General features: G+C 60.5%; 19 protein-coding genes, 3 pseudogenes and 1 riboswitch. Of the genes and pseudogenes, 9 read left to right on the forward strand and 13 right to left on the reverse strand.

Features of this window, described 5'->3' with window-relative positions:
* Nucleotides 1-118 precede the first annotated feature (118 nt).
* Nucleotides 119-742, forward strand: coding sequence for a tyrosine-type recombinase/integrase (locus ACSQ3Z_RS09800; protein WP_436171081.1), 624 nt, complete (start codon nucleotides 119-121; stop codon nucleotides 740-742).
* On the opposite strand, the pseudogene ACSQ3Z_RS09805 reads toward ACSQ3Z_RS09800, so the two are convergent.
* A pseudogene (locus tag ACSQ3Z_RS09805) lies at nucleotides 696-914 on the reverse strand (helix-turn-helix transcriptional regulator); the annotation flags it as partial. The gene ACSQ3Z_RS09800 and the pseudogene ACSQ3Z_RS09805 overlap by 47 nt on opposite strands.
* A gap of 474 nt (nucleotides 915-1,388) precedes the next feature.
* Here ACSQ3Z_RS09805 and metH point away from each other — a divergent pair.
* From metH to ACSQ3Z_RS09820, 3 genes and pseudogenes are all read left to right on the forward strand, one after another.
* Nucleotides 1,389-5,198, forward strand: a complete 3,810-nt coding sequence (gene metH / locus ACSQ3Z_RS09810) for a methionine synthase (RefSeq protein ID WP_436171082.1) — start codon at nucleotides 1,389-1,391, stop codon at nucleotides 5,196-5,198.
* 237 nt (nucleotides 5,199-5,435) lie between these two features.
* Nucleotides 5,436-5,744 (forward strand): annotated as a pseudogene (locus tag ACSQ3Z_RS09815) (hypothetical protein); the annotation flags it as partial.
* A 403-nt stretch (nucleotides 5,745-6,147) separates the two neighbouring features.
* Nucleotides 6,148-6,303 (forward strand): short-chain fatty acyl-CoA regulator family protein, encoded by a 156-nt coding sequence (locus tag ACSQ3Z_RS09820; RefSeq protein WP_436171885.1) that lies wholly within the window; start codon nucleotides 6,148-6,150, stop codon nucleotides 6,301-6,303.
* An 85-nt stretch (nucleotides 6,304-6,388) separates the two neighbouring features.
* Here ACSQ3Z_RS09820 and ACSQ3Z_RS09825 read toward each other — a convergent pair whose 3' ends face one another.
* A complete protein-coding gene (locus tag ACSQ3Z_RS09825) occupies nucleotides 6,389-7,288 on the reverse strand; it encodes a LysR family transcriptional regulator (RefSeq protein ID WP_436171083.1) in 900 nt (299 codons plus the stop codon).
* 159 nt (nucleotides 7,289-7,447) lie between these two features.
* Here ACSQ3Z_RS09825 and ACSQ3Z_RS09830 point away from each other — a divergent pair, with 159 nt between their 5' ends.
* On the forward strand, nucleotides 7,448-8,422 hold the full coding sequence (locus ACSQ3Z_RS09830) for an NmrA/HSCARG family protein (protein ID WP_436171084.1): 975 nt from the start codon (nucleotides 7,448-7,450) through the stop codon (nucleotides 8,420-8,422).
* Nucleotides 8,423-8,727: 305 nt separating this feature from the next.
* Nucleotides 8,728-9,051: a hypothetical protein gene (locus ACSQ3Z_RS09835; RefSeq protein WP_436171085.1), complete on the forward strand. Its 324-nt coding sequence runs from the start codon at nucleotides 8,728-8,730 to the stop codon at nucleotides 9,049-9,051.
* Here the strand turns inward: ACSQ3Z_RS09835 and ACSQ3Z_RS09840 are convergent.
* Entirely contained in the window at nucleotides 9,044-10,159 is a 1,116-nt protein-coding gene (locus tag ACSQ3Z_RS09840) for a Fic family protein (RefSeq protein ID WP_436171086.1), read from the reverse strand. The two genes, ACSQ3Z_RS09835 and ACSQ3Z_RS09840, sit on opposite strands and share 8 nt — an antisense overlap.
* 560 nt (nucleotides 10,160-10,719) lie before the next feature.
* Here ACSQ3Z_RS09840 and ACSQ3Z_RS09845 point away from each other — a divergent pair.
* Nucleotides 10,720-11,036, forward strand: a pseudogene (locus tag ACSQ3Z_RS09845) (NIPSNAP family protein).
* Nucleotides 11,037-11,088: 52 nt separating this feature from the next.
* Here ACSQ3Z_RS09845 and ACSQ3Z_RS09850 read toward each other — a convergent pair.
* Entirely contained in the window at nucleotides 11,089-11,898 is an 810-nt protein-coding gene (locus ACSQ3Z_RS09850) for a helix-turn-helix domain-containing protein (protein ID WP_436171087.1), read from the reverse strand.
* Between the two features lie 109 nt (nucleotides 11,899-12,007).
* Between ACSQ3Z_RS09850 and ACSQ3Z_RS09855 the strand changes: the two genes are divergently transcribed.
* Nucleotides 12,008-12,898 carry an NAD-dependent epimerase/dehydratase family protein gene (locus ACSQ3Z_RS09855; protein WP_436171088.1) on the forward strand — a complete coding sequence of 297 codons (891 nt, stop codon included), beginning with the start codon at nucleotides 12,008-12,010 and terminating at the stop codon, nucleotides 12,896-12,898.
* A gap of 254 nt (nucleotides 12,899-13,152) precedes the next feature.
* On the opposite strand, the gene ACSQ3Z_RS09860 is transcribed toward ACSQ3Z_RS09855, so the two are convergent.
* Both ACSQ3Z_RS09860 and ACSQ3Z_RS09865 read right to left on the reverse strand, forming a co-directional pair.
* Nucleotides 13,153-13,512, reverse strand: a complete 360-nt coding sequence (locus ACSQ3Z_RS09860) for a LysR substrate-binding domain-containing protein (protein WP_436171089.1) — start codon at nucleotides 13,510-13,512, stop codon at nucleotides 13,153-13,155.
* 202 nt (nucleotides 13,513-13,714) lie between these two features.
* Nucleotides 13,715-14,590, reverse strand: coding sequence for a LysR family transcriptional regulator (locus tag ACSQ3Z_RS09865; RefSeq protein ID WP_436171886.1), 876 nt, complete (start codon nucleotides 14,588-14,590; stop codon nucleotides 13,715-13,717).
* Nucleotides 14,591-14,732: 142 nt separating this feature from the next.
* Between ACSQ3Z_RS09865 and ACSQ3Z_RS09870 the strand changes: the two genes are divergently transcribed.
* Nucleotides 14,733-15,740 carry a zinc-dependent alcohol dehydrogenase family protein gene (locus ACSQ3Z_RS09870; protein WP_436171090.1) on the forward strand — a complete coding sequence of 336 codons (1,008 nt, stop codon included), beginning with the start codon at nucleotides 14,733-14,735 and terminating at the stop codon, nucleotides 15,738-15,740.
* 492 nt (nucleotides 15,741-16,232) lie between these two features.
* On the opposite strand, the gene ACSQ3Z_RS09875 is transcribed toward ACSQ3Z_RS09870, so the two are convergent.
* The 7 genes from ACSQ3Z_RS09875 to panD form a co-directional block, all read right to left on the reverse strand.
* Nucleotides 16,233-16,994 (reverse strand): hydroxymethylpyrimidine/phosphomethylpyrimidine kinase, encoded by a 762-nt coding sequence (locus tag ACSQ3Z_RS09875; RefSeq protein WP_436171091.1) that lies wholly within the window; start codon nucleotides 16,992-16,994, stop codon nucleotides 16,233-16,235.
* Complete coding sequence (locus ACSQ3Z_RS09880) at nucleotides 16,985-17,590, reverse strand: thiamine phosphate synthase (RefSeq protein WP_436171092.1); 606 nt, start codon at nucleotides 17,588-17,590, stop codon at nucleotides 16,985-16,987. The genes ACSQ3Z_RS09875 and ACSQ3Z_RS09880 overlap by 10 nt, the downstream gene beginning before the upstream one ends.
* Nucleotides 17,587-18,360 carry a thiazole synthase gene (locus ACSQ3Z_RS09885; RefSeq protein WP_436171093.1) on the reverse strand — a complete coding sequence of 258 codons (774 nt, stop codon included), beginning with the start codon at nucleotides 18,358-18,360 and terminating at the stop codon, nucleotides 17,587-17,589. Before ACSQ3Z_RS09885 ends, ACSQ3Z_RS09880 begins: the two co-directional genes overlap by 4 nt.
* A 1-nt stretch (nucleotide 18,361) precedes the next feature.
* The gene (gene thiS, locus ACSQ3Z_RS09890; RefSeq protein ID WP_436171094.1) at nucleotides 18,362-18,559 is read right to left on the reverse strand and encodes a sulfur carrier protein ThiS; all 198 of its coding nucleotides are present in this window, start codon (nucleotides 18,557-18,559) and stop codon (nucleotides 18,362-18,364) included.
* Nucleotides 18,528-19,529 carry a glycine oxidase ThiO gene (gene thiO, locus ACSQ3Z_RS09895; protein ID WP_436171095.1) on the reverse strand — a complete coding sequence of 334 codons (1,002 nt, stop codon included), beginning with the start codon at nucleotides 19,527-19,529 and terminating at the stop codon, nucleotides 18,528-18,530. The genes thiS and thiO overlap by 32 nt, the downstream gene beginning before the upstream one ends.
* The gene (gene thiC / locus ACSQ3Z_RS09900; protein ID WP_436171096.1) at nucleotides 19,526-21,361 is read right to left on the reverse strand and encodes a phosphomethylpyrimidine synthase ThiC; all 1,836 of its coding nucleotides are present in this window, start codon (nucleotides 21,359-21,361) and stop codon (nucleotides 19,526-19,528) included. The genes thiO and thiC overlap by 4 nt, the downstream gene beginning before the upstream one ends.
* 103 nt (nucleotides 21,362-21,464) lie before the next feature.
* A riboswitch (TPP riboswitch) is annotated at nucleotides 21,465-21,581 on the reverse strand.
* A 107-nt stretch (nucleotides 21,582-21,688) separates the two neighbouring features.
* Complete coding sequence (gene panD, locus ACSQ3Z_RS09905; protein WP_436171097.1) at nucleotides 21,689-22,141, reverse strand: aspartate 1-decarboxylase; 453 nt, start codon at nucleotides 22,139-22,141, stop codon at nucleotides 21,689-21,691.
* Between the last annotated feature and the right edge of the window lie 51 nt (nucleotides 22,142-22,192).

Below are 22,192 nucleotides of genomic sequence, written 5' to 3' on the forward strand. Positions count from 1 at the left end.
CGGCTTTGCCATCCTCCACGGAGAGAAGGTGGCAAATTCGGCTGATGAAGTTGGGCCCGCATCGATTGCTACGTTCGTTCCAAAGGACCGCTCGCTTTCGCCCTCGGAAATTCGAGTGATGCTGAAGCAGCTTGAGCATTTTGCCACACTTCCCACGATCCGTTTGGGAATGCGGCTTTATCTGCTTACGATGGTGCGCAAGAGCGAGCTGCAAGACGCGGTGTGGGACGAGGTCGACTTCGAGAATGCGGTCTGGACTATCCCGAAGGAACGGATGAAGCGTTCCAAGGCGCACAACGTCTACCTATCGCGCCAGGCGCTCGACATCATGATCGCCCTGAAGACCTGCGCGGGAAATTCCAGATACCTTCTTCCATCGCGTTACGATGCGGATGCCCCGATGTCGCGCGCCACCTTCAACCGGGTCATTTACGCCGTCGTCGAACGCGCAAAGTCCGAGGGGCTGCTCCTTGAGCCGTTCACGGTTCATGACCTGCGGCGAACCGGCTCGACGCTGTTGAATGAACTTGGCTTCAACAGCGATTGGATTGAAAGGTGCCTGGCCCACGAGGACGGACGCTCGTCGCGTGGCGTCTACAACAAGGCCGAATACGAGGTGCAGCGTCGGCACATGATGCAGGAATGGTCGGACATCATTGATGCCTGGGTGGATGGCAAGAAGTACGTGCCGACGCTCATCCCGCAGTCGATGCCGATCTTGGGGCTTGATCCGGCTCTTTGACCGGCCGGGATCGGCGCTGCTTCACGTCCGGTTTGGGGGCGCGGAGAATTGGTTTTGAGCGGCGGGCCGCGAGCCATGCTTGAACTTCGCCCAGATCCCAAACCACGCATCTTGGGGTCAAGGCGAAGCGTCGCGGAAATTCGCCCCGCTGCTCCATTTCGTAGATCGTGCTGTGCTGAGTGCCGCAGGGCATGATGCCTACCATGTCTAAAAAGTCGCCCCTGCAGCCATGATTTTCACTCCCTGCAGGAATGGGATCACCCACAACGAGGCGGAGCACATCGAACTCGAATACACCGTCCCTGGTGTCAACGTGCTTCTGAATGCCGTCGTCCGCCGAGCAAGCACGTAGGCTGATCGGGATCTGCAATGTACACACTCACCGACCCTGGCCTGCTCAAATCACAGGCGCGGGGCTAACAGCTGCGGCAACTGGACGAAGACCGCAGTGCGTGGCGCATGACGGCATCATAAATCCACAGCGACGGAAGCGCAGATGGATGCTGCGGGCCAGCGGCGTCACCAGCCTCAGGCCGGCGAAACCGATGCGTGGGGAACAAGCGTGACAAACAGAGTTAGAGGGCGTATGTTGACATAAAGATGTCTTTATGTGACTTGAGTGCGACTGTCGTCTTGAGGATGAAAAATGTCGCAAAGTTCCTCATCGCTGGATGACCTGTTCGGCCCCGCCGCGGCAAAGCCCGACGGTTCGGAAGTGCTTGCTGCGCTGACCGCAGCGGCGCACGAACGCATCCTCATCCTTGACGGCGCCATGGGCACGCAGATCCAGGGCCTAGGGTTTGACGAGGACCATTTCAGGGGTGAGGCCTTCGCCGGCTGTGCCTGCCACCAGCAGGGCAACAACGATCTGCTGATCCTGACGCAGCCCGGGGCGATCGAGGAGATCCACTATCAGTACGCCATCGCCGGCGCGGATATCCTTGAAACCAACACCTTCTCCTCGACCTCGATCGCCCAGGCCGACTACGGCATGGAGGATGCGGTCTACGCATTGAACCGCGATGGCGCGCGACTGGTGCGCCGCGCCGCTGTTCGTGCCGAGCAGGAGGACGGCAGGCGCCGTTTCGTCGCCGGCGCGCTCGGGCCGACCAACCGCACCGCCTCGATGTCGCCCGACGTGAACAATCCCGGCTACCGCGCTGTGACCTTCGACGACCTGCGCCTCGCCTATGGCGAGCAGTTGCGCGGGCTGATCGACGGCGGCGCCGACATCATCCTGATCGAGACCATCTTCGACACGCTGAACGCCAAGGCGGCGATCTTCGCCTGCAACGAGATATTCATCGAGAAGGGCGTGCACCTGCCGGTGATGATCTCCGGCACCATCACCGACCTGTCCGGCCGCACGCTGTCGGGCCAAACGCCGACCGCCTTCTGGCATTCGGTGCGCCACGCCAGCCCCTTCACCATCGGCCTCAATTGCGCGCTCGGCGCCAGGGCCATGCGCGCGCATCTGGCCGAAATATCAGGCGTCGCCAACACCTTCACCTGCGCCTATCCGAATGCCGGCCTGCCCAATGAATTCGGCCGCTATGACGAGAGCCCGGAATTCATGGCCGCGCAGATCGAGGATTTCGCCCGCGAGGGGCTGGTCAATGTCGTCGGCGGCTGCTGCGGTTCGACGCCGGATCACATCCGGGCGATAGCCGAGGCGGTGCGGAAATATCCGCCGCGCGCCATTCCGGACATCGAGCCGAAGATGCGCCTTTCCGGGCTGGAGCCGTTCACGCTGACCGACGAGATCCCCTTCGTCAATGTCGGCGAGCGCACCAATGTCACGGGGTCGGCCAAGTTCCGAAAACTGATCACGGCGGGCGACTATGTTGCCGCGCTCGACGTGGCCCGCGACCAGGTCGCCAACGGCGCCCAGATCATCGACATCAACATGGACGAGGGGTTGATCGATTCGAAGAAGGCGATGGTCGAATATCTCAACCTCATCGCCGCCGAGCCGGACATCGCGCGTGTTCCGGTGATGGTCGACAGTTCGAAATGGGAGATCATCGAGGCCGGCCTGAAATGCGTGCAGGGCAAGCCGCTGGTCAACTCCATTTCGATGAAGGAGGGCGAAGAGGCGTTCCTGCATCATGCGAGGCTCGTTCGGGCCTATGGCGCGGCGGTGGTCGTCATGGCCTTCGACGAGGACGGCCAGGCCGACACCAAGGCGCGCAAGGTCGAGATCTGCACCCGCGCCTACAAGCTCCTGACCGAACAGGCCGGCTTTCCGCCGGAGGACATCGTCTTCGACCCCAATGTCTTTGCCATCGCCACCGGCATCGAGGAGCACGACAATTACGGCGTCGACTTCATCGAGGCGACGGGTGAGATCACCGCGACGCTGCCGCATGTTCATATCTCAGGCGGCGTGTCGAACCTGTCCTTCTCGTTCCGCGGCAACGAACCGGTGCGCGAGGCCATGCATGCCGTGTTCCTCTACCATGCCATCCAGCGCGGCATGGACATGGGCATCGTCAATGCCGGCCAGCTTGCGGTCTACGACACGATCGAGCCGGAACTTCGCGAGGCCTGCGAGGATGTCGTGCTCAACCGCGTGCCCAAGGCGGGCGGGACTGCCACCGAACGCATGCTGGAGATCGCCGAACGCTTCAAGGACACGGCCGGCCAGGAGGCCAGGGAGCGCGATCTCGCCTGGCGCGAATTGCCGGTCGAACAGCGGATCAGCCACGCGCTGGTCAACGGCATCACCGAATTCATCGACGCCGATACCGAGGAAGCGCGGCTGGCGGCCGAGCGCCCGCTGCATGTCATCGAAGGCCCGCTGATGGCCGGCATGAACGTCGTCGGCGACCTGTTCGGCGCGGGAAAGATGTTCCTGCCGCAAGTGGTGAAGTCCGCGCGCGTGATGAAGCAGGCGGTGGCCGGATTGCTGCCGCACATGGAAGCCGAGAAGGTGGCGAACGCCGCCAACGGCATCGACAATGGCGAACGCCAGACGGCCGGCAAGATCCTGATGGCGACGGTGAAGGGCGATGTCCACGACATCGGCAAGAACATCGTCGGCGTGGTTCTGGCCTGCAACAATTACGAGATCATCGATCTCGGCGTCATGGTGCCGGCGGCAAAAATCCTGCAGACGGCGCGCGAACGGAAGGTCGACATCATCGGCCTGTCCGGCCTGATCACGCCGTCGCTCGACGAGATGGCGCACATGGCCGCCGAGATGGAGCGCGAAGGCTTCGACATTCCGCTGTTGATCGGCGGCGCAACGACCAGCCGCGTGCATACGGCGGTGAAGATCCATCCGCGCTATACCAAGGGCCAGACGGTCTATGTCAACGACGCCAGCCGGGCGGTCGGCGTGGTCTCGTCCCTGCTGTCGAACGAAACCAAGGCCGGCTATGTCGACGCCGTGCGGGTCGAGTACAAGAAGGTCGCCGACGCGCATGCCCGCTCCGAAGCCGACAAGCAGCGGCTGCCGTTGGCCAAGGCGAGGGCCAACGCGCATCGGATCGACTGGTCTGCCTACCAACCGCCGAAGCCGTCTTTCACCGGCGTCAAGGTCTTCGAAAACTGGGATCTTGCGGAACTCGCGCGCTACATCGACTGGACGCCGTTCTTCCAGACCTGGGAGCTGAAGGGGCGTTATCCCAAGATTCTCGAAGACGAGGCGCAGGGACCAGCGGCGCGCCAACTGTTCGAGGATGCGCAGGCGATGCTGAAAAAGATCATCGCCGAGAAATGGTTCGCGCCACGCGGCGTCATCGGCTTCTGGCCGGCCAATGCCGTCGGCGACGATATCAGGCTGTTTACGGACGAAGCGCGATCGCAGGAATTGGCGACCTTCTTCACCTTGCGCCAGCAACTGACCAAGCGCGACGGCAAGGCCAATGTCGCGCTGTCGGATTTCGTCGCCCCGTCGGACAGCGGCAAGCCGGACTATATCGGCGGCTTCATCGTCACCGCCGGCATCGAGGAGGTGGCGATCGCCGAACGGTTCGAGCGGGCCAATGACGACTATTCGTCGATCATGGTCAAGGCGCTGGCCGACCGTTTCGCCGAGGCCTTCGCCGAGCGCATGCACGAGAAGGTGCGCAAGGAGTTCTGGGGTTACGCAGCCGATGAGAACCTAGCGCCCGAAGAGCTGATCGGCGAGCCCTATCGCGGCATCCGCCCGGCGCCCGGCTATCCCGCACAGCCCGACCACACCGAGAAGGCGACGCTGTTCCGGCTGCTCGACGGCGAACGCAATGCCGGGGTCAGCCTGACCGAAAGCTATGCAATGTGGCCGGGCTCGTCGGTGTCGGGGATTTATCTCGCGCATCCCGAAAGTTATTATTTCGGCGTCGCCAAGGTCGAACGCGACCAGGTCGAGGATTATGCGCGCCGCAAGGCGATGCCGCTGGCTGAGGTCGAGCGCTGGCTCGGACCCATTCTCAACTATGTGCCGGCACACTATGCCGAGGCGGCTGAATAGCGGCGGCAAGCTCTGTCATTTTCGCTCTGACAGCGAGCGGTGACGGTACTTTGCGAGACTGCTTGGGCGCGCCGTCGAACGCCGCGGCGAGCAACGACATCTATGTCCGTTGTTGCCCTACCTTGAAGAAACTGATGTTGCGGTGCAAGCCGTCATCGTTCCGAGCCAGACCGTTTGCGCCGGGTACTTGGCGTTGTTTATTAGCCGCCGGGGGCAGGCATTCCGACTTCGGTCCAAATGGCGATTGCCCGCGCGCTGATGGCGCGGCCTGCCGGCCTTTTGCTCGACGAGCCGAGCATGGGGCTGGCACCAATCCTGGTCGCGCAAATCATGGATGTGATCCGCAATTCGAAGACGCTGGGCATCATGGTGCTTCTGGTAGAGCAGAACGCGTGTGCCGCGTTGGGCATCGCCGACCGAGGCTATGTGATGGAAACTGGGCGCATGACCATCCCGGGGCCGCCCGAGTGCTCCCGCGACCTTCATCTCATGCGACTCCCAGCGCCCTCCAAGCTGAACATGAAGATTGAGTTTACAGCGCCCTAAACCCGCTTGGCCGGGAGCGACAGCGTGGCCGTCAGGCCAATCGCCTTCGCGCTGCAATGCCGCTTCGGATGGTCGGGATATCTGCCGCCGGCGTCCAACTGAGGCCGCGCAATGCGATCCAAAGTAGGACGGCTTGACCGGCGATTCCGACGACTATCGAAGTAACAGCTATTCCCGAGATGATATCAGCATACATGTGTGCGAGCCCCCGCTCTGCTTAAGCTACGGGCATGAAGTATTGGCCGTGACTCGCGTTTGAGTCGAGGGCCGGCACCTACTCCGAAAGGGGTACATTGTGGCCGGCGAAGCAGCAGCCAAGGATACCAGCGAGAGCCACGCCGAACACTATCGGCGCTACTTGGGGCGTCACCTCGCAACCGGCGCCGCGTGGCATTGCTGCTGACTGGCGAACCCGGAAGCGACGACACCGATCGGTCTCGGCTGCAAGGTCTGTGAGCGCGAGAACTGCCCGCAGCGGGCTTTCCCTGCCATTGGCCGGTCTCTTGTGATCGACGAAAAACGCAGAGACTTCGTTCCTTACGGAGCGAGCAGTGGGTGAGCAGACACGTGCGTTGGAACTAACGCCAAATCCTCGCTACGCTCTTCGCGCAAACTCCACCGTCAGCTGTTTCCTGTTTGATGATCTAAGCGTTGATCAGTGAGATGATAGCCTCTCTGATCCAGCGTTGGCCGCTGTGTCCGTGACTACGCTCGTGCCACACCATTCCTACAGCAAACCCCTCCACGAGGAACGGGGAGTCAATCACCTTGAGCTTGTCGGCACGGTCGCGCACCAGCCGTTCGGGGACCAAGGCCACGAAGTCCGACTGAGACACGATCTCGGGAACGAACAGGAATGAAGCCGTGGAAAGCACTACGTTGCGACTTTGTCCGAGGGCAGCCAGAGCGTTGTCCACCGGAGTGACAAAGCCGCCTCCGACAAGGGACACGATCACATGCTCCAGCTGACCAAATTCCTCGACGGTGATCCCGTCGCGTAGTCGCGGATGATTCCGGCGGCCGATGAGCACATAGCGCTCGTCGAACAGATGCCGGGTGCGAAGACTGGGCGGTGCGACTTGCGGAGTCATCAGTGCTAGGTCGATATCGCCGCGCGCCATCTGTGCTTCCAATTGCTGCATGTCCAGATTGCGCAGCGCTACACGCACCCCGGGCGCCCTCGTCCTGAGTGCGACGACCAGCGTCTTGACCACCGCCGCCTGCAAGTAGTCCGTACACGCGACAGCGACGGTCAGCTTGGCCTTTGCAGGATCGAAGTTCCTGTGCGTGGTGAGGGTGGCACGAACCTGGTCGAGGGCTTGGCGCAACGGGTCGAGCAGTTCAATTGCCTTGGCAGTCGGAGTCATCCCTCGTTGTGCGGGAATTAACAGTGGGTCATCGAACACATCCCTCAGACGACTCAACTGGGCACTGACCGCCGGTTGACTCAGGTGCAGGCGGGCAGCCGCTTTCGACACGTTCTGCTCCACCAGCAACGTTTCCAGTGTGACCAGCAGATTGAGATCGAGACGCTTGCTATCCATGAAATGGATAGTAGCCGAACATTTTCGCGATTTCAATTGTAGCTCGGAGCGACCGAGACTTCGTGGTCTAGGTCAGACCTCGTCGCGCTGACTGCTTTAGCGGGCTCTGATGGGGAACGATCGGAAACAGTCTACGCCCTCAAGACTAGGAGAAATAGCATGACCCAAGCCGATAAGCCTTTGATCACTATTGTCGGTGCCTCGAGTAAGCAAGGCCGCAGTGTCGCCGATGCCCTGCTCGATAGTGGGCGCTACCGGGTACGCGCCCTGACTCGGCGCCTCGATAGCCAGCCCGCGCAAGCCTTGGCGCGAAAGGGTGCCGAAGTCGTGGTGGCCCCCCTTGAAATCGGCAGGCAGGCCGAGCTAACCGAGGCCCTGAAAGGCTCGGCCGGTGCGTACTTGATGACGCCGAACATTGTCACGGTGGAGCCAGAGGAACCCGAGTTTGCCCTCGGCAAGGAGTTGGCCGATGCGGCGGTGGCCGCTGGCGTCGAACATGTGGTTTTCAGCTCGCTCGAAAACGTCAGAACGCGCACTGGCGGCACCAAGTGGGCGCCGCACTTCACGGACAAGGCGAGGGTAGAGGACTACATTCGCAGCCTGCCCATTCGTAGCTCGTTCGTGTACCTGGCGTTTTTCTACACCAACTTCCTGGAATACTACGTGCCGCAACGCGGGAAGGACGGCACAACGTTCGCCATATACTTGCCGCCGGACGTCCCCATGCCCTTCTGTGATCCGCTCACCGCGGCCGGGCCGGCGGTGCGCGAGATGTTCGATCACCCGGCGCAATACGCTGGCAAAGCCCTGCCGGTTATCGGCGAGCTTATCTCGCCGCAGGAAATGGTGAACACGTTTGTGCGCGTCACCGGGCAGCGGGCGCGATACGCCTCCGCGTACTCGCGCGAAGACCTGTTGCGCCACTTTCCGATGTTTGCTGCCAACGAGCCTTTCGTGCGCGAGTTGGTGGGCATGAACGAATACGCCGTCGAATATGGCTATTTCGCTCCCGAGCGCGACTTGACTTGGAGCCGTAAAATCGATCCGCATGCATTGACTTGGGAGCAGTTCCTCAAACGCAGCAACTGGCAAGGCGATCTGCTGTCCTATGGTGCCATCTCTGAGGCCGCCTGAGAGCGGCGACACCTGCACCTTTGACGTTGAGAAGATAGTCCGCGGGTGGACTAGGCTAGGCGCTTCGTCGAGCCGCTGCCCTTCGTGCTGACGTGCGCTATTGTGCGCTGAAGCCGATTACCGCTCTCCAGGACCTCTTCGCATCGCCATAAAGCGGGATGCTCCGAACGGCACTGACCGAGGTGCCGTCTTGGCGGCCGGCGCCTGGGTTACAAGCCTTTTGGGGCGCCTTCCCGGCAATCGGTCCCGGCCTGTGGAGTGTCTTCCATCTCTGCAACCCGCAAAAGGCGAGAGGGGGCATCATCTTGCGAACCGAACTGATCGACGTTGCCGAGTCGCGTGAACACCTCTGGAACGGTGTCGTATGCACCCGCGAGGGGCGCCTGTTCGCCAGCATGCCGGCACGGTTTGGACCTTCGACGCCGGGCGTCGTGGAAGTGTTTCCTGACGGCAGTTTCAGACCGTTTCCGGGCAACGAGTGGAATGCTTGGCGCGACGGAAAAGATCCGCCCCGCTCCTTCATCGACATCAACAGCATCATCCCCGACGGCAAGGGCAGCCTGTGGTGTGACCGACCGCACGCGGCGTTTCGTACGAGATCGTGGATAGGGAGCAGGAGACCTATCTAGCAGAATCCGAAACTTGGAGTGAGTAGCGCGTGTGCCTACGCTCCCCGGCTTTTGTTAGCGCACCTTTGGCAACCAGATCCTGCAAGTCCCTTGTCGCTGTTGCGCGTGACGCCTGTGTGATGGCGATGTAGTTCTCGGCGCTGAGCCCTCCCTTGAAGCCGTCGATGCCTTCGCGGAACATCCGGGCGATGACCTTTTCCTGACGCTCGTTGAACTGGCCGCGGTAGCGTTCGTAGAACTTGGCCTTGGCGACGGAGAATTCGACACGGGCAAGCGTTACGCGCTGCGCTTCAAGGATCGTGTTGGCGAAGTAGAGCAGCCAATCCGTAACCGCATTGCTCTTGTTGCTAGCCTCCAGGCCGTCGTAATAGGCCTTGCGGTGGCGTTCGATCGTGTACGCCAACGCGATGAGGCTCGGTTCACCCAGGTTTTGCGCCAGCGCCTTTTCGCAAAGGGCACGCCCTATGCGACCGTTGCCATCCTCGAACGGGTGAATGCTCTCGAAATAAAGGTGCGCGAGACCGGCACGCGTCAACGCAGGCAGCGGCGTCTTGCCTTTGGGTGAGGTATCATTGAACCAAGCGGCGAAGGCGTCCATTTCGGTTTTCACCCGCGCTGAAGGTGGCGCTTCGAAATGCACTTTGGGCTTATCCAGCCGATTGGAAACGATTTGCATGGCATCTGCATGCTGGCGATAGTTGCCGATGGTCCCAATACGCCGCTCGCCCGACATCACCATCTTGTGCCAGGCGTAGAGAGTGCGATGCGAGAGGGCATCGGCAAAATGCAAGTACACATAGACCATCATTTCAGCGATGCCGCGCTCGGCAGGCGGAATGCGCTTAGCCTCGCCGCCCAGACCAAGTTGCTGGCGCAGGGATGATTGCAGGCTCTCGCGGTTGAGGTATTCCCCTTCAATCGCGGATGTCTTCAAGGCCTCTTCGCTGATAAGATCGATGCGGATCTGATCGCGATCTTCGGAACCGACATGACGAAAGACGCCCAGGAACTCGCCCGATCGCAACAGGAACTCACTTTCCAGCGGTTCCAATGCCTTCTTATCGTAGGTAAAATGCGGCCAGTCAGCCTGCTCCCAATTCCATACCATGAGTTATAGACCACCTTTCTATAACTCATGATGTCATGAATGGTGAGCTATAGCAATCTTCGCTATGCCTCAGAAATCGAGGCTACCCCGGCGCGATCACACAACTAACCATCCAGGTCAATTTCTTCGAATGGTTGCGCGATAGCGCCGACCAGACAACGGGCGCGCGCGCTGGCTAGATCCAAGACTAGGCAAAGTGATTAGGAACACCCGTGAGCTGGCTCGATTTGAGCATCGTAGCGCCTCGCTTCGCAACGGATTGCTCCGCTTCGTTCTTGCAACATGTGTGCCCAGAGTCTGTAGGTCTACGAAATTCGCCGTACTAATTGCCGTGGTTAGTTCGCAAAAAAGTACAGCAGTTTCCAATCTAAGTCTTTGAAATCGTTGGTGATACAGACAAAAATCGAACCTGTGACCTACAGATTAGGAATTCAGAGGAGTGCTCATTTGGAGCTCTTACCAGGTTCGCTACCCAATACGAGAACATACGAAGGGTACGGTTTGGCGCACCCGGTAATGAGGCCAATTGATAGAGACTCCACCCGCCCAAGGAAACTGCCATGATAACTTGTGTCGTCCACTATGAGGTTGATACGGGGCAGCTTCAGGCTTTCGAGAAGTTCGCGAGAGCATGGATATACCTGGTCAACAAATATGGTGGCATACACCATGGCTATTTCTTGCCATCCGAAGGCGCGAGCGATCGGGCGCTGGCACTATTCACCTTTGAGAGCCTAGCCGCCTGTTCGGAAAGAATGAGGAGTTCGTCAAAGCCGATCGCATTCGAGACAACAGCGGTTGCGTAATCCGGTACGAACGAACCTTCATGCGGCCGCTACTTTCTACTGATGTGAAAGAGAAGCCGGACGGCCTCTGAAGGTCTGTGTTGGACGCGAATTCGGCGTCAGGCGACCTCGATTTGCAATCGCTCAGGATCGCGTGCGCTTCAAACCGCGAGGTGTTTCCCCGATTTCGCGGCGCATCCAATGAGCAAGATGGGACTTATGGGCAAAGCCCGTCAGATGCGCAACCTCACTGATGCTAAAGTCGCTAGCCAGCAACAATAGTCGCGCCTTCTCGATCCGACGACGAAGCACATAGCGATGAACTGTTAGTCCTGTCGCAGCCTTGAACCAGGTCCTAAGATGTGAATTGCTAACGCCCGCGACCTTGCTCAGCGTGTCCAAGGAAAGCGGCGTTTGAATTTGGGCTTCAATGAAGTCCAGCACACGCTTCAGTTGGAGATCAGACAAACGGCTCGTTCTCTCGGGCTCCTTTTCCTCAAGTTCCAGCAAGCGAACTGCTAGCGCAATGCCGATGCTGTCGGCGAACAACGCTCCACTCGGCGAACCCACCCGGAAATCATTTTCGAGCGCGCGAGCGAGGTGCTCAATCCGTTCGTCACGAAGAAGATGGCGCGTTTCAAGCCGTCCGAAGCTTCCAGATCCCAGTTCAGTCGCGACGTTTTCAATCAAAGCGGGGGAGAGGCTAAGCTCCAGGGTCTTGAACTGAGTCTCCGCTTCAAACCCTCCCTCTTCGCCTGCTGGTACCAAGTCGATATCGCCGGCCCGCCGTACAAAATGTCTTCCAACTTGGCCGCAATAGGACCGCGTCGCTGCGCTGACGTGGATGAGGACGCGGTGCCGATTTGCTTGAGGCAGCTGAAAGCTGCCGGCCTCAATCTGCAATGGCGCGATTGTAACGGCTTTGGCCTCGGGCGCAGCAGACTGCTCATGCATGGGAGCCTCAACGTTTAGCGGAACATGCTGAAGATTTGGCGATTGCCGCGCGATTTTCAATGCGATGCCTCGCAAACTGAACGGTATCGCAGCCGTCGAAAGGATTGATATGAGTACCTATGTTGTTGTGGGCGCCGGCCCAGTGGGCGTTGAAACGGCTCGTCTCCTTGGGGAAGACGGGCATAATGTTGTTCTTACAAGCCGCAGCGTCGGCCCGACTGATCTGAAGGACGTGCGCACGGTCCAGGCGGACGCCACGGATGCGGCAGCGCTTGCCCGGATTAGTCAGGGCGCCGAGGCGATTTTCATGTGCGCCATGGCCCCCTATCATCGTTGGCCAACCGACTTTTTCCCGATCATGGACGGAGTCACGCGCGCAGCGGAAATCGTCGGCGCAAAACTCATCGTCCTTGGCAATGTTTATGGGTACGGCGCGAATGCCACGGGTCCGCTTCGCTTCGATCAGCCTCTCGATCCGACCTCGCGTAAGGGATCGGTCCGAACTATCATGTGGCAGCGAGCCCTGCGCGCTAGCGTCCCGGCCATAGAGATCCGGTCTAGCGACTATCTAGGATACGGCGCGGTCACTTACTTCTCGCTTCTTGCACTACCTTCGCTGATCGAGTCGAAACCCGTTACGTTCCTGGGTGATCTCGACGCAAATCATGCCTGGGCGTTCACGAAGGACGTAGCCAGAACTCTCGTGGCCGCCTCCTCGTATAGCGGGGAATGGGGGCGCGCATTCCACGTTCCGTCGCAGCACATCTCGCCTCGGGAACTCATGCGGAGGACTGCGGCGATGCTCGGCAAGGAGCTTCCCGACGTCAGCACTTACTCGCACGCCCAGATGGAAGCATTCGGCATGCATGAACTCGTGGAGATGAGCTATCTGTTCCAAAGCCCGTTACTCGTTGATTCCTCCGATTCCGAGGCTATCCTTGGCGTTAAGGCGCAGAGCCTCGATGCAATGATTGCCGACACGCTTCGCGATCAGATTTAGGGCACATGTCCCTATCGTCTGCGCGCTGGAACGCCACGGAAGCCGTCGACCTCTACGGAATCGACGCTGCGGTCACCACTCGCCGTACGGTGGAAGTGCGCGACTGTTCAGATCTTGCAACATTATTTGGCCGAGATTGGATGGCGCTCAGGTATCGCGCCCCGTCTCGGTCATAAGCCATTCTGAAAAGGCGATCGCTCCGGCTGATGAGCCTCGGACAGGCATCAATACCCAGTATCCGATCCTATCGGACGTTACTTCATGCGAAACGGCCGGATCAGACGCCCGGTTCGGAGATAGTCTTTGACCAACACCATGCGTCCCATCGCTACGCGCTGACCATCCAGGGCGGCCTGGATTGCGATGTTGTAGTCAGTCAGCTGTACAGTCGTGGCGCTCGACATGTCCAAGCCAACAGACGCGGCCCACACGTCCCAATCGGCAGTACTCTTCCTGAAAGCGGTCTCTCGGCTCATCAGCTCTGGACTAATCACCGGCGTAAGGTGCTCGGGCATTAAAAAATGCGCCTCCGCTCCCTTCCAGGTGCCTCCCCCGTAACGGATCGCCAAATCGGCCTCGCTAGCGGCCAGATCCGCAAGCTGAGTTGGTATCATTTCGCTTCCACGACCCGACGCCCACACCACGGCTGCCGCCGATCACCACGATGTTCTTGCCAGCGAGCTGAAGCATTCTACCCTCCTTGCACCCAATGGTGCTGTGAATGTTGATCTGAAGGGTAAGACTGGTACGCTCGATCAAAATCATCGGTGCCGGCTCATTTTTTTGATCTCATCGGTAACTCTCTAGCAAACACATCTATCTGCTCAGCAGACGAGGCATCTGATCCGCGAGCGCGTCGACCGCAGCTCTGACCTTGGTGAAGATATGCTGCGCCTGTTGCCGGACAGCAAAGACGTCATTGCCGATTGCGCGGTACTCCGTCAGGATCGGCCTGAGACTCCCTTCGCCAATGCGACCTTTCACCAGCCAACTCGGCTGGCACGTAATGCCTATGCCGTCTACGGCCGCATCGACGATCGAATCGAGATCGTCGAACCGAATTCGCCATTCTGTCGCAAGCTCAGTCGTGGATCCGTCTGGCGCCATGAAGCGCCATGGTTCGGGCCGGCCGCCGCGACGGTAAAATGGAAGGCAATCATGTCTGGACAGATCCTCGGGCGTTACCGGACAGCCGCGCTTCGCAAGATAGGAAGGCGCCGCGCACGCGATCATGTCAAATCCTCCGAGCTTGCGGGCGATCTGTCCGGCTCTGTCAGGCAGTGGCCCGATCCGAACCGCAACGTCGATGCGATCTTCAACGAGATCGACGAACTGATCGGAAAAGCGAAGGTCCACCTCGAGCCTCGCGTGACGCTGGCTCAAAGCGATCAGGATCGGGGCGACACAATGCCGCCCCAGGAGAACGGGTGCGGAAACGCGTAAGACGCCCGACGGCGACGAACCGGCTTGATCGAGGGCCGCTTCGGCTGACTCGATGTCCGCCATAATCACAAGACAGCGCTCGTAGAATGCCTGGCCACTGTCTGTAAGGCTCTGTCCCCGTGTCGTGCGGTGGAAAAGACGGGTCTTGAGCCGCTCCTCCAGCCGCGCGACAGCTTTTCCGACTGCCGATCGGGTGAGCCCGAGCTGTTGCGCAGCCTTGGCGAAACTTCCCGCCCCGGCCGCTTGCACGAAGATCGTTATACCACTCAACCGATCTACCAAGAGAATGCCTCGTAGATATTTTCGCTACACTGAAGGGACAATCTCTCTGCTTATGGAGACATATATATTCCAATACCATTGGGCCGCTCTACAATGGAAGGGATGCAATATGAAAACTTGGCACGTGACCGGACCCGGAATTGAATCTCTGCGGCTTGCAGAGGTCGACGTGCCGATACCGGGTTGGGGAGAAGTGCTGGTTCGTGTGGACGCGGTCTCCCTGAACTACCGCGATCAGCTTCTGATCGCGAATGATGGCTACGCACGTTTCGGCCTGCCTTTTACGCCCTGCTCGGACATGGCTGGCAGCATCGAGGCTGTAGGGCAGGGGGTTTCGCGCTTTGCCGTCGGAGACCGGGTCATCAACAACTTCAACGGCGGATGGATTGATGGCAACCCGCCGCGCCGCGATGGTGAGATTGCAAGTTTCGGCGGCCCGCTGCCGGGCACACTCACCGAATATATGGCGCTGCCGGCGGAATGGCTGGTCAAAGCGCCGTCTTCCTGGTCGGATGCTCAGGCAAGCACTCTTCCCTGCACCGGATTGACGGCCTGGATGAGCCTGATTGAGATCGGCCGCTTGATGCCCGGGCAGACCGTCGTCGTCCAGGGAACCGGAGGTTTTTCGCTGTTCGCTCTGGAACTGGCGCGCAGGGTCGGAGCCGAAGTGATCGTCACGACGACCAGCGCTACCAAGGCTGAACGTGCCTATGCGCTGGGAGCGACACATGTGGTTGACCGCAACGATGGAAGCAAATGGGCGGAGCAGGTGAAGGCGATCACCAAAGGACGCGGGGCCGACCATATTCTTGAGGTGGCAGGTGGCCGCAATCTGGAAAGCTCTGTTGCGGCACTCGCGCCGGGTGGCCACATTTCCCTCGTCGGTGTCATCGAGAGCTTCGATTCCACGTTCCCTTCAGTGCCCGCAATCCATAGTTTTGCGACCATCCAGGCGATCTATGTTGGGCATCGTGCTGGGCTTGAACGGCTGGTGCGTGCAGTAGACACGTGTGGCCTTTCTCCAACCATCGATTCCGAATTCGATTTTGCAGAGTTTCCTCATGCGCTTGCTCGGCTACAGCAGGGACCATTCGGAAAAGTCGTAGTTAGGCGTTGATTAGTGCGGATCGGCAGCGGACAACGAATTTGCTAGTCCATATGCAAAGAATGAGCCGACAGACCTTCGTCAAGTTGGCACAGCGAAAAAATGCCCTAGTCGGAGCGCTGACGGTACTTTTCGAGACGGCTTGGGCGCGTCGTCGGACGCCGTAGGATGCAAAAAAATCGTCCGATTGATCCCGATAGTTGGTGAAACCTCAAAATACTTTTTGCGGCGATTTTCCCTTTAAAATCAAAAGCGTAACTTTTTGACGGACCATGCGTCGGCTTTCGGTGCCGCAAGCAAGAAAAAGTCCAGCTAGATCAGTGACCTAGCTGGGTTGAAAACAATCGAATGGGAGTAGGGGAGGCCGCAGCGTAGAACGGCAGCCCTTGTGATTTCGGCTTTTGGCGCACGTCAGATGCCGTCAGCCATTTCCTCCGCTCCTTCCTGACCGTTTGGCTGATGTCGTTGCGTCCGAAGTAAATCTCGCTCAGTTTCTGCTTCGCGTCATGACAGCCATTGTTTCTGAAGCCTCTCGAAAACAAACCGCTTGCCTTTGCGCACGCTGTCTTCGAGTGGGCTCGCATTCGCCAGATGTGCCGCAATCGCGCTGGCCAGCATGCATCCAGTCCCGCGCATCGACGCTTTAAGGCGCGGTGTGTCGAAGAGGATTGGTTCTTGACCGTGGCGCAACAGACTATCGGTAGATCGGGGTCCCACTGCATGGCCGCCCTTGATCAGAATCGCCTGCGCGCCGGCGGCCAAGAGTTCCTGGCCTTGCCAGACCGCGTCATCCTCATCGACCGCTTGCTCCGCGCCGATAAGGAGCGCCAACTCGATGAGATTGGGTGTGGCCAGGCGGCAAAGCGGCATCAGGTCGCCCTTCATGGCGTCGACGGCTCCGGCTTCCAGGAGCGTCCGACCTGACGTGGAGGCCAGCACCGGATCGAGCACTGCCGGTATCCGCGGATTTTCGCGCAGCACGACGGCGACCGCAGCGATGATGTGCTCCGTCGCGAGCATGCCGATCTTGATGGCCGCCACCTTGTTGGCCTGCAGTGCAGCGCGCATCTGATCGGCCACAAGATCGGGCTGCGAAGGATGGATTTCCCTGACGGTGTCGTGTGTTTGCACCGTCACCGCAGTGACTGCGAGGCAGGTGCGCACGCCAATGGAGGAGATCGTCTCGACATCGCGTGCAAGTCCGGCACCCCCGCTGGAATCCGATCCGCCAACCACAAGCACATGCGGTTCTCGCCTCAGCGCCATTGGTCCGTCTTTTCAATCCATTCCCGCGTGCGCGCTTCGGGGTCGTCGTTCAGCGTGATGTCGGTCACCACCGCCGCGCTGTCCGCACCAGCCTCAAAAGCGCCGTCGAGGCGGTCAGGGTTGAGACCGCCAATGGCGACCAGGGGAATCGGCGCGACCCGGCACTTCCACTCGCCGATCCGTTCGAGCCCTTGCGGCGCCCATTTCATCTTCTTCAGGATGGTCGGGTAGATGGGACCGAGCGCGATATAGTCGGGCTCGGCAAACATGGCCGTCTCCAGTTCGACATGATCATGCGTGCTCAGCCCGAGCCTGACACCGGCTGCCCGTATCCGCGCGCGGTCGGCGGTCTGCAAATCCTCCTGGCCGAGATGGACGAAGTCGCAGCCTTCCTCGATTGCCAGGCGCCAATGGTCGTTGACGATGAGCTGGCTTTGGTGCTCGGCGCACAAGGCCTTTGCCTTCCGGATTTCGGCGCGCAGTCGGTCCTCGCCCATGTCCTTGATGCGAAGCTGAACCAGCTTGACGCCGAGTGGTGCCAACCGCCCAATCCAGGCGGCGCTGTCGACGATCAAATAGAACGGATCGAGCTTCATGAGAAAACCGCCCTGCCGAATATCGGCGTCGACGGCACGGCGACATCGCGCGGCTCGAGCAATCCCGAACTGAAGGCTTCGCGACCGGCATCGACCGCCTTGCCGAACGCACGCGCCATGCCGACCGGATCGGCCGCCCTGGCGACCGCCGTGTTCAGGAGCACGGCGTCAAAGCCGAGTTCCATGACGGTTGCCGCATGCGACGGTCGCCCGAGCCCCGCATCCACAATCAGCGGGACGCCTGGGAAATGTCCGCGCATCGAGCGTAGCGCCATGATGTTGACCGGTCCGAGGGAGGAGCCAATCGGCGCGCACCACGGCATCAGGACCTTGCAGCCCGCTTCCAGCAGCCGTTCGGCCACGACAAGATCGTCGGTGGTGTAGGGGAAAACCATAAAGCCGTCCTCGCACAGGATGCGGGCGGCTTCGACCAGGCCGAACACGTCTGGCTGCAGCGTGTCGTGGTTGCCGATCACTTCGAGCTTGATCCAGCTCGTACCGAAGACGTCGCGCGCCATTTTCGCAGTGGTGACCGCTTCCTTGACGGAGTGACAACCAGCAGTGTTGGGCAGGATTCTGACGCCCAGCGAGCGGATCAACGACCAGAATTTCTCGCCGGCCCTGCCACCTGCCATCTCACGGCGCAGCGAGACGGTCACCACCGACGTGCCCGATGCCTTGACCGCATCGGCAAGGATGGTCGGCGAAGGATACTGCGCGGTGCCGAGAAGCAGGCGGGAAGGAAGCGTCGTCCCGAGAAGCTCGAACATGCTAGCCTCCCTGCATGGGCGAGAGGATTTCGATCCGATCGCCGTCTCTCAACCGGAATTCCGCTCGGTTGGCTTTGTGCACGAGGTCGCTGTTGACGGCGGTCGCCAGCCAATCGCCCTCATAGTCGAGCGCGGCAAGCAGCTCGGCCAGGGTGGTGGCGGCAACCTCATGCGCTTCGCCGTTGACCAACAGTTTCATGAGCAAGCTCCTTGGTTCCGTCTTGATTGAAAACCAGGTCGGCCGCCTGGCGCGCCATGGCGGGCGCGAGTAGAAAGCCATGGCGATAAAGCCCGTTGATCGCGACGGCGCTTCCGCATGCCTCGACACGCGGCAGATTGTCGGGAAAGGCTGGACGGATGCCGACACCGGTTTCAACGATCTCGGCCTCGCCAAAGGCCGGATGGAGGGCATAGGCGGCACCCAGAAGCTCCATCATCGAACGCGCCGTGACCGGTCCCCCGGATTGGCTTTCGATCATCGTCGCCCCAACCATGAAATGGTGGTCGGCACGCGGCACCACATAGAGCGGAAAGCGCGGATGAAGCAGACGAACCGGACGCGACAGCGAGACATCAGGCGTGCGCAGGATCAGCATCTCGCCACGAACACCGCGCAACCTGTCATCGGCGGCGGCCATTCCCGTGCAGTCGAGCTGACCATCGAAACCGCAAACATGCCGGGCCTTGGCGCCGAAGTGAAATTCGACTCCCATGACTGCGAGTTTGTCGTGAAGCGCAGCCATCGCCCGGCGCGGGTCGAGATGGGCTTCGTCGGGGAAGAACAGCGCACGGCGGAAACGACCGGCGAGGTCCGGCTCGAACTGTGCGATTTCGTTTTCATCGACAGGCCTGTACCCCGACGTGCGACTGGCAAACCGGTCGAGCTCGCCTGCATCGCGCGGCGCGGCCACGACCAGTGTTCCGGCCCGCGTCACCTGCCCGGGCGTTGCCGTATCCCACCAGTCGGCGGCGTCGCGTCCGAGATCGAGCACCGGCTGCTCGGCGCTTTCACGCTCGCACCATGGCGCCAGCATGCCGCCGGCGAACCACGACGCATTGCCGCCGAGGCTAAGTCTCGTCTCGGCAACCGTCACCGCCGCGCCGCGGGTGGCGAGTTCGAAAGCCGCGGTGAGGCCGGCGACGCCGGCCCCTTTGATCAACACCTTCATGATGTCTCATGCGCCTCCGGCATGAGCGGTGCGCCGCTCTCTTCCGCTGGCACGTAGAGATCGCCGCCATCGCGGTATTTCGCCGCCATCGCCGCCATGCCCTCTTTCTGAGCCTCGGCGCGGATGTCGTGGGATATTCGCATTGAGCAGAATTTCGGCCCGCACATCGAGCAGAAATGCGCCAGCTTGTGGGCCTCCTTGGGCAAGGTCTGGTCGTGGAAGGACCGCGCGGTTTCGGGGTCGAGCGACAGGTTGAACTGGTCTTCCCAGCGGAACTCGAAGCGCGCGCGCGAAAGGGCATCATCCCTGGTTTTCGCTGCCGGGTGGCCCTTCGCCAGGTCGGCGGCATGGGCGGCTATCTTGTAGGTGATCACACCAATCTTGACATCGTTGCGATCGGGAAGGCCGAGATGCTCCTTGGGCGTGACGTAGCAGAGCATGGCGGTGCCGAACCAACCGATCATCGCGGCGCCGATGCCTGAGGTGATGTGGTCGTAGCCCGGCGCAATGTCGGTCGTCAGCGGTCCAAGCGTATAGAATGGCGCCTCGCCGCAGACGGCGAGTTGCTTGTCCATGTTCTCCTTGATCTTGTGCATCGGTACGTGGCCGGGCCCCTCGATCATCACCTGGCAGTCTTTTGCCCAGGCGATCTTCGTCAGCTCGCCGAGCGTTTCCAGCTCTGCGAATTGCGCCGCGTCGTTGGCGTCGGCAATCGAGCCCGGACGAAGGCCGTCGCCGAGCGAAAAGGACACGTCATAGGCGCGGCAGATGTCGCAGATTTCGGCGAAATGCTCGTAAAGGAAGCTCTCCCGGTGATGGTGCAGGCACCATTTGGCCATGATCGACCCACCGCGCGAGACGATGCCCGTGACCCGGTCGACGGTCAGCGGGATGTAGTGCAGCCGCACGCCGGCGTGGATGGTGAAATAGTCGACGCCCTGTTCGGCCTGTTCGATCAGCGTGTCGCGGTAGACCTCCCAGGTCAGGTCCTCGGCAATGCCGTTGACCTTTTCGAGCGCCTGATAGAGCGGCACCGTGCCGATCGGCACCGGCGCATTGCGCACGATCCATTCGCGGATGTTGTGGATGTTGCGGCCGGTCGAGAGGTCCATCACCGTATCGGCGCCCCAGCGGATCGCCCAGACCATCTTTTCCACCTCCTCGGCCATCGACGAGGTGACCGCTGAGTTTCCGATATTGGCGTTGATCTTCACCAGGAAATTGCGGCCGATGATCATCGGCTCGCTCTCGGGATGATTGATGTTTGCGGGAATGATCGCCCGGCCGCGAGCCACCTCGTCGCGCACGAATTCCGGCGTGACGAAGTCGGGGATCGCCGCGCCGAAGGCTTCGCCGTCGCGCTCAAGCTTGCCGCGCAGGATCTCGCGGCCGAGGTTCTCGCGGATCGCGACGAACTCCATTTCAGGCGTGATGATACCGGCGCGCGCATAGGCAAGCTGGGTGACCGCCTTGCCTGCCTTGGCCCTGAGCGGCCGGTTACGAATGGGAAATTCCGGCGTCAGGCGCTCGCCGGTGGCGAACCCATTGTCTTCCGGCCGGACATGGCGGCCGTCATAGGCTTCGACATCGCCGCGCGCCGTGACCCATTCGTGGCGAAGCCGGGCAAGGCCCTTTTCGATGCTGGTTTCGAGAGCAGGGTCGGTATAGGGGCCGGACGGATCGTAGACGGTGACGGGCGGCTCCCCGGCCGTCGGATGGACTGAGATTTCGCGCATCGGCACTTTGATGTGCGGATGGAGGACGCCGGACTTGTGGATCTTCCGCGAGGCGGGCAGTGGTCCCGTCGACACGGCGGGGGTGAGGGCATTCATCGTGAGGCTCCTTTGCTCATGCATTGGAGACCCAGTTCTGTGCCGGAAGGATGAAAAGACGCTTCTGTCGACCTGCCGAAACAGGATCTCGGGCGTAAACTCCCGCAAAGCGCTTGCACCGTCCCTACGCCAGTATGAACTGGATCAGGTTCAACGGGTCACTGCGCCGCGAAAGCCAGCAGTATCTCAGCCCCTTGCCGGGACTCCCCTGGTGAATGCATCGAATTGAACGGGCCGGCGCTGTCTTGTCAAGCGCATTCGGCCCGCTGCGGTGATAGGCGACCAATCAAACGCAGCGGAAATGCACGCGCGGGTATGGAGAGCAAGTCACGCCCCGGAGACCAGGGCGGGAATGGCCAAAGCCTCATTCGCCTCGTCAAGGACGGAAAAACTGTACCGGCCGTGCGTGTCAAGATCGACCGAGTAGCTCAGGCGGTCGCGTATGTGGTTGTCTTGGTCGAACGTGACGATCCGCGGCTTCAGTGCGGTGATCCGCGCTTCGTCCACGTAGAGGGAGTTGCAGACGATGATTTGGTCGCCGGGCTGGCAGGTGCGGGCGGCCGCACCATTGAGGATGCAGCATCGTGAGCCGCGCTCGCCGAGAATGACATAGGTCGAAATCCGCGCACCGGAATTCTTGTTCCAGATCTCCACGAACTCCATGGGCAGGATCCCCGCTGCTTCACAGTGGTCAGGGTCCAGCGTTATCGATCCATGGTAATTGAGGTTCGCTTCGGTGACATGGATGCCGTGCAGCTTGCCGGCGACTATTTTTCGCATTGGTCCGGTGCCCTATTCGTGTCGAGAAGAAGTCATTCAGCTGCCGACGGC

Origin of the sequence: Mesorhizobium sp. LjNodule214 (assembly GCF_964252735.1) — a bacterium.
Lineage (GTDB): Bacteria > Pseudomonadota > Alphaproteobacteria > Rhizobiales > Rhizobiaceae > Mesorhizobium.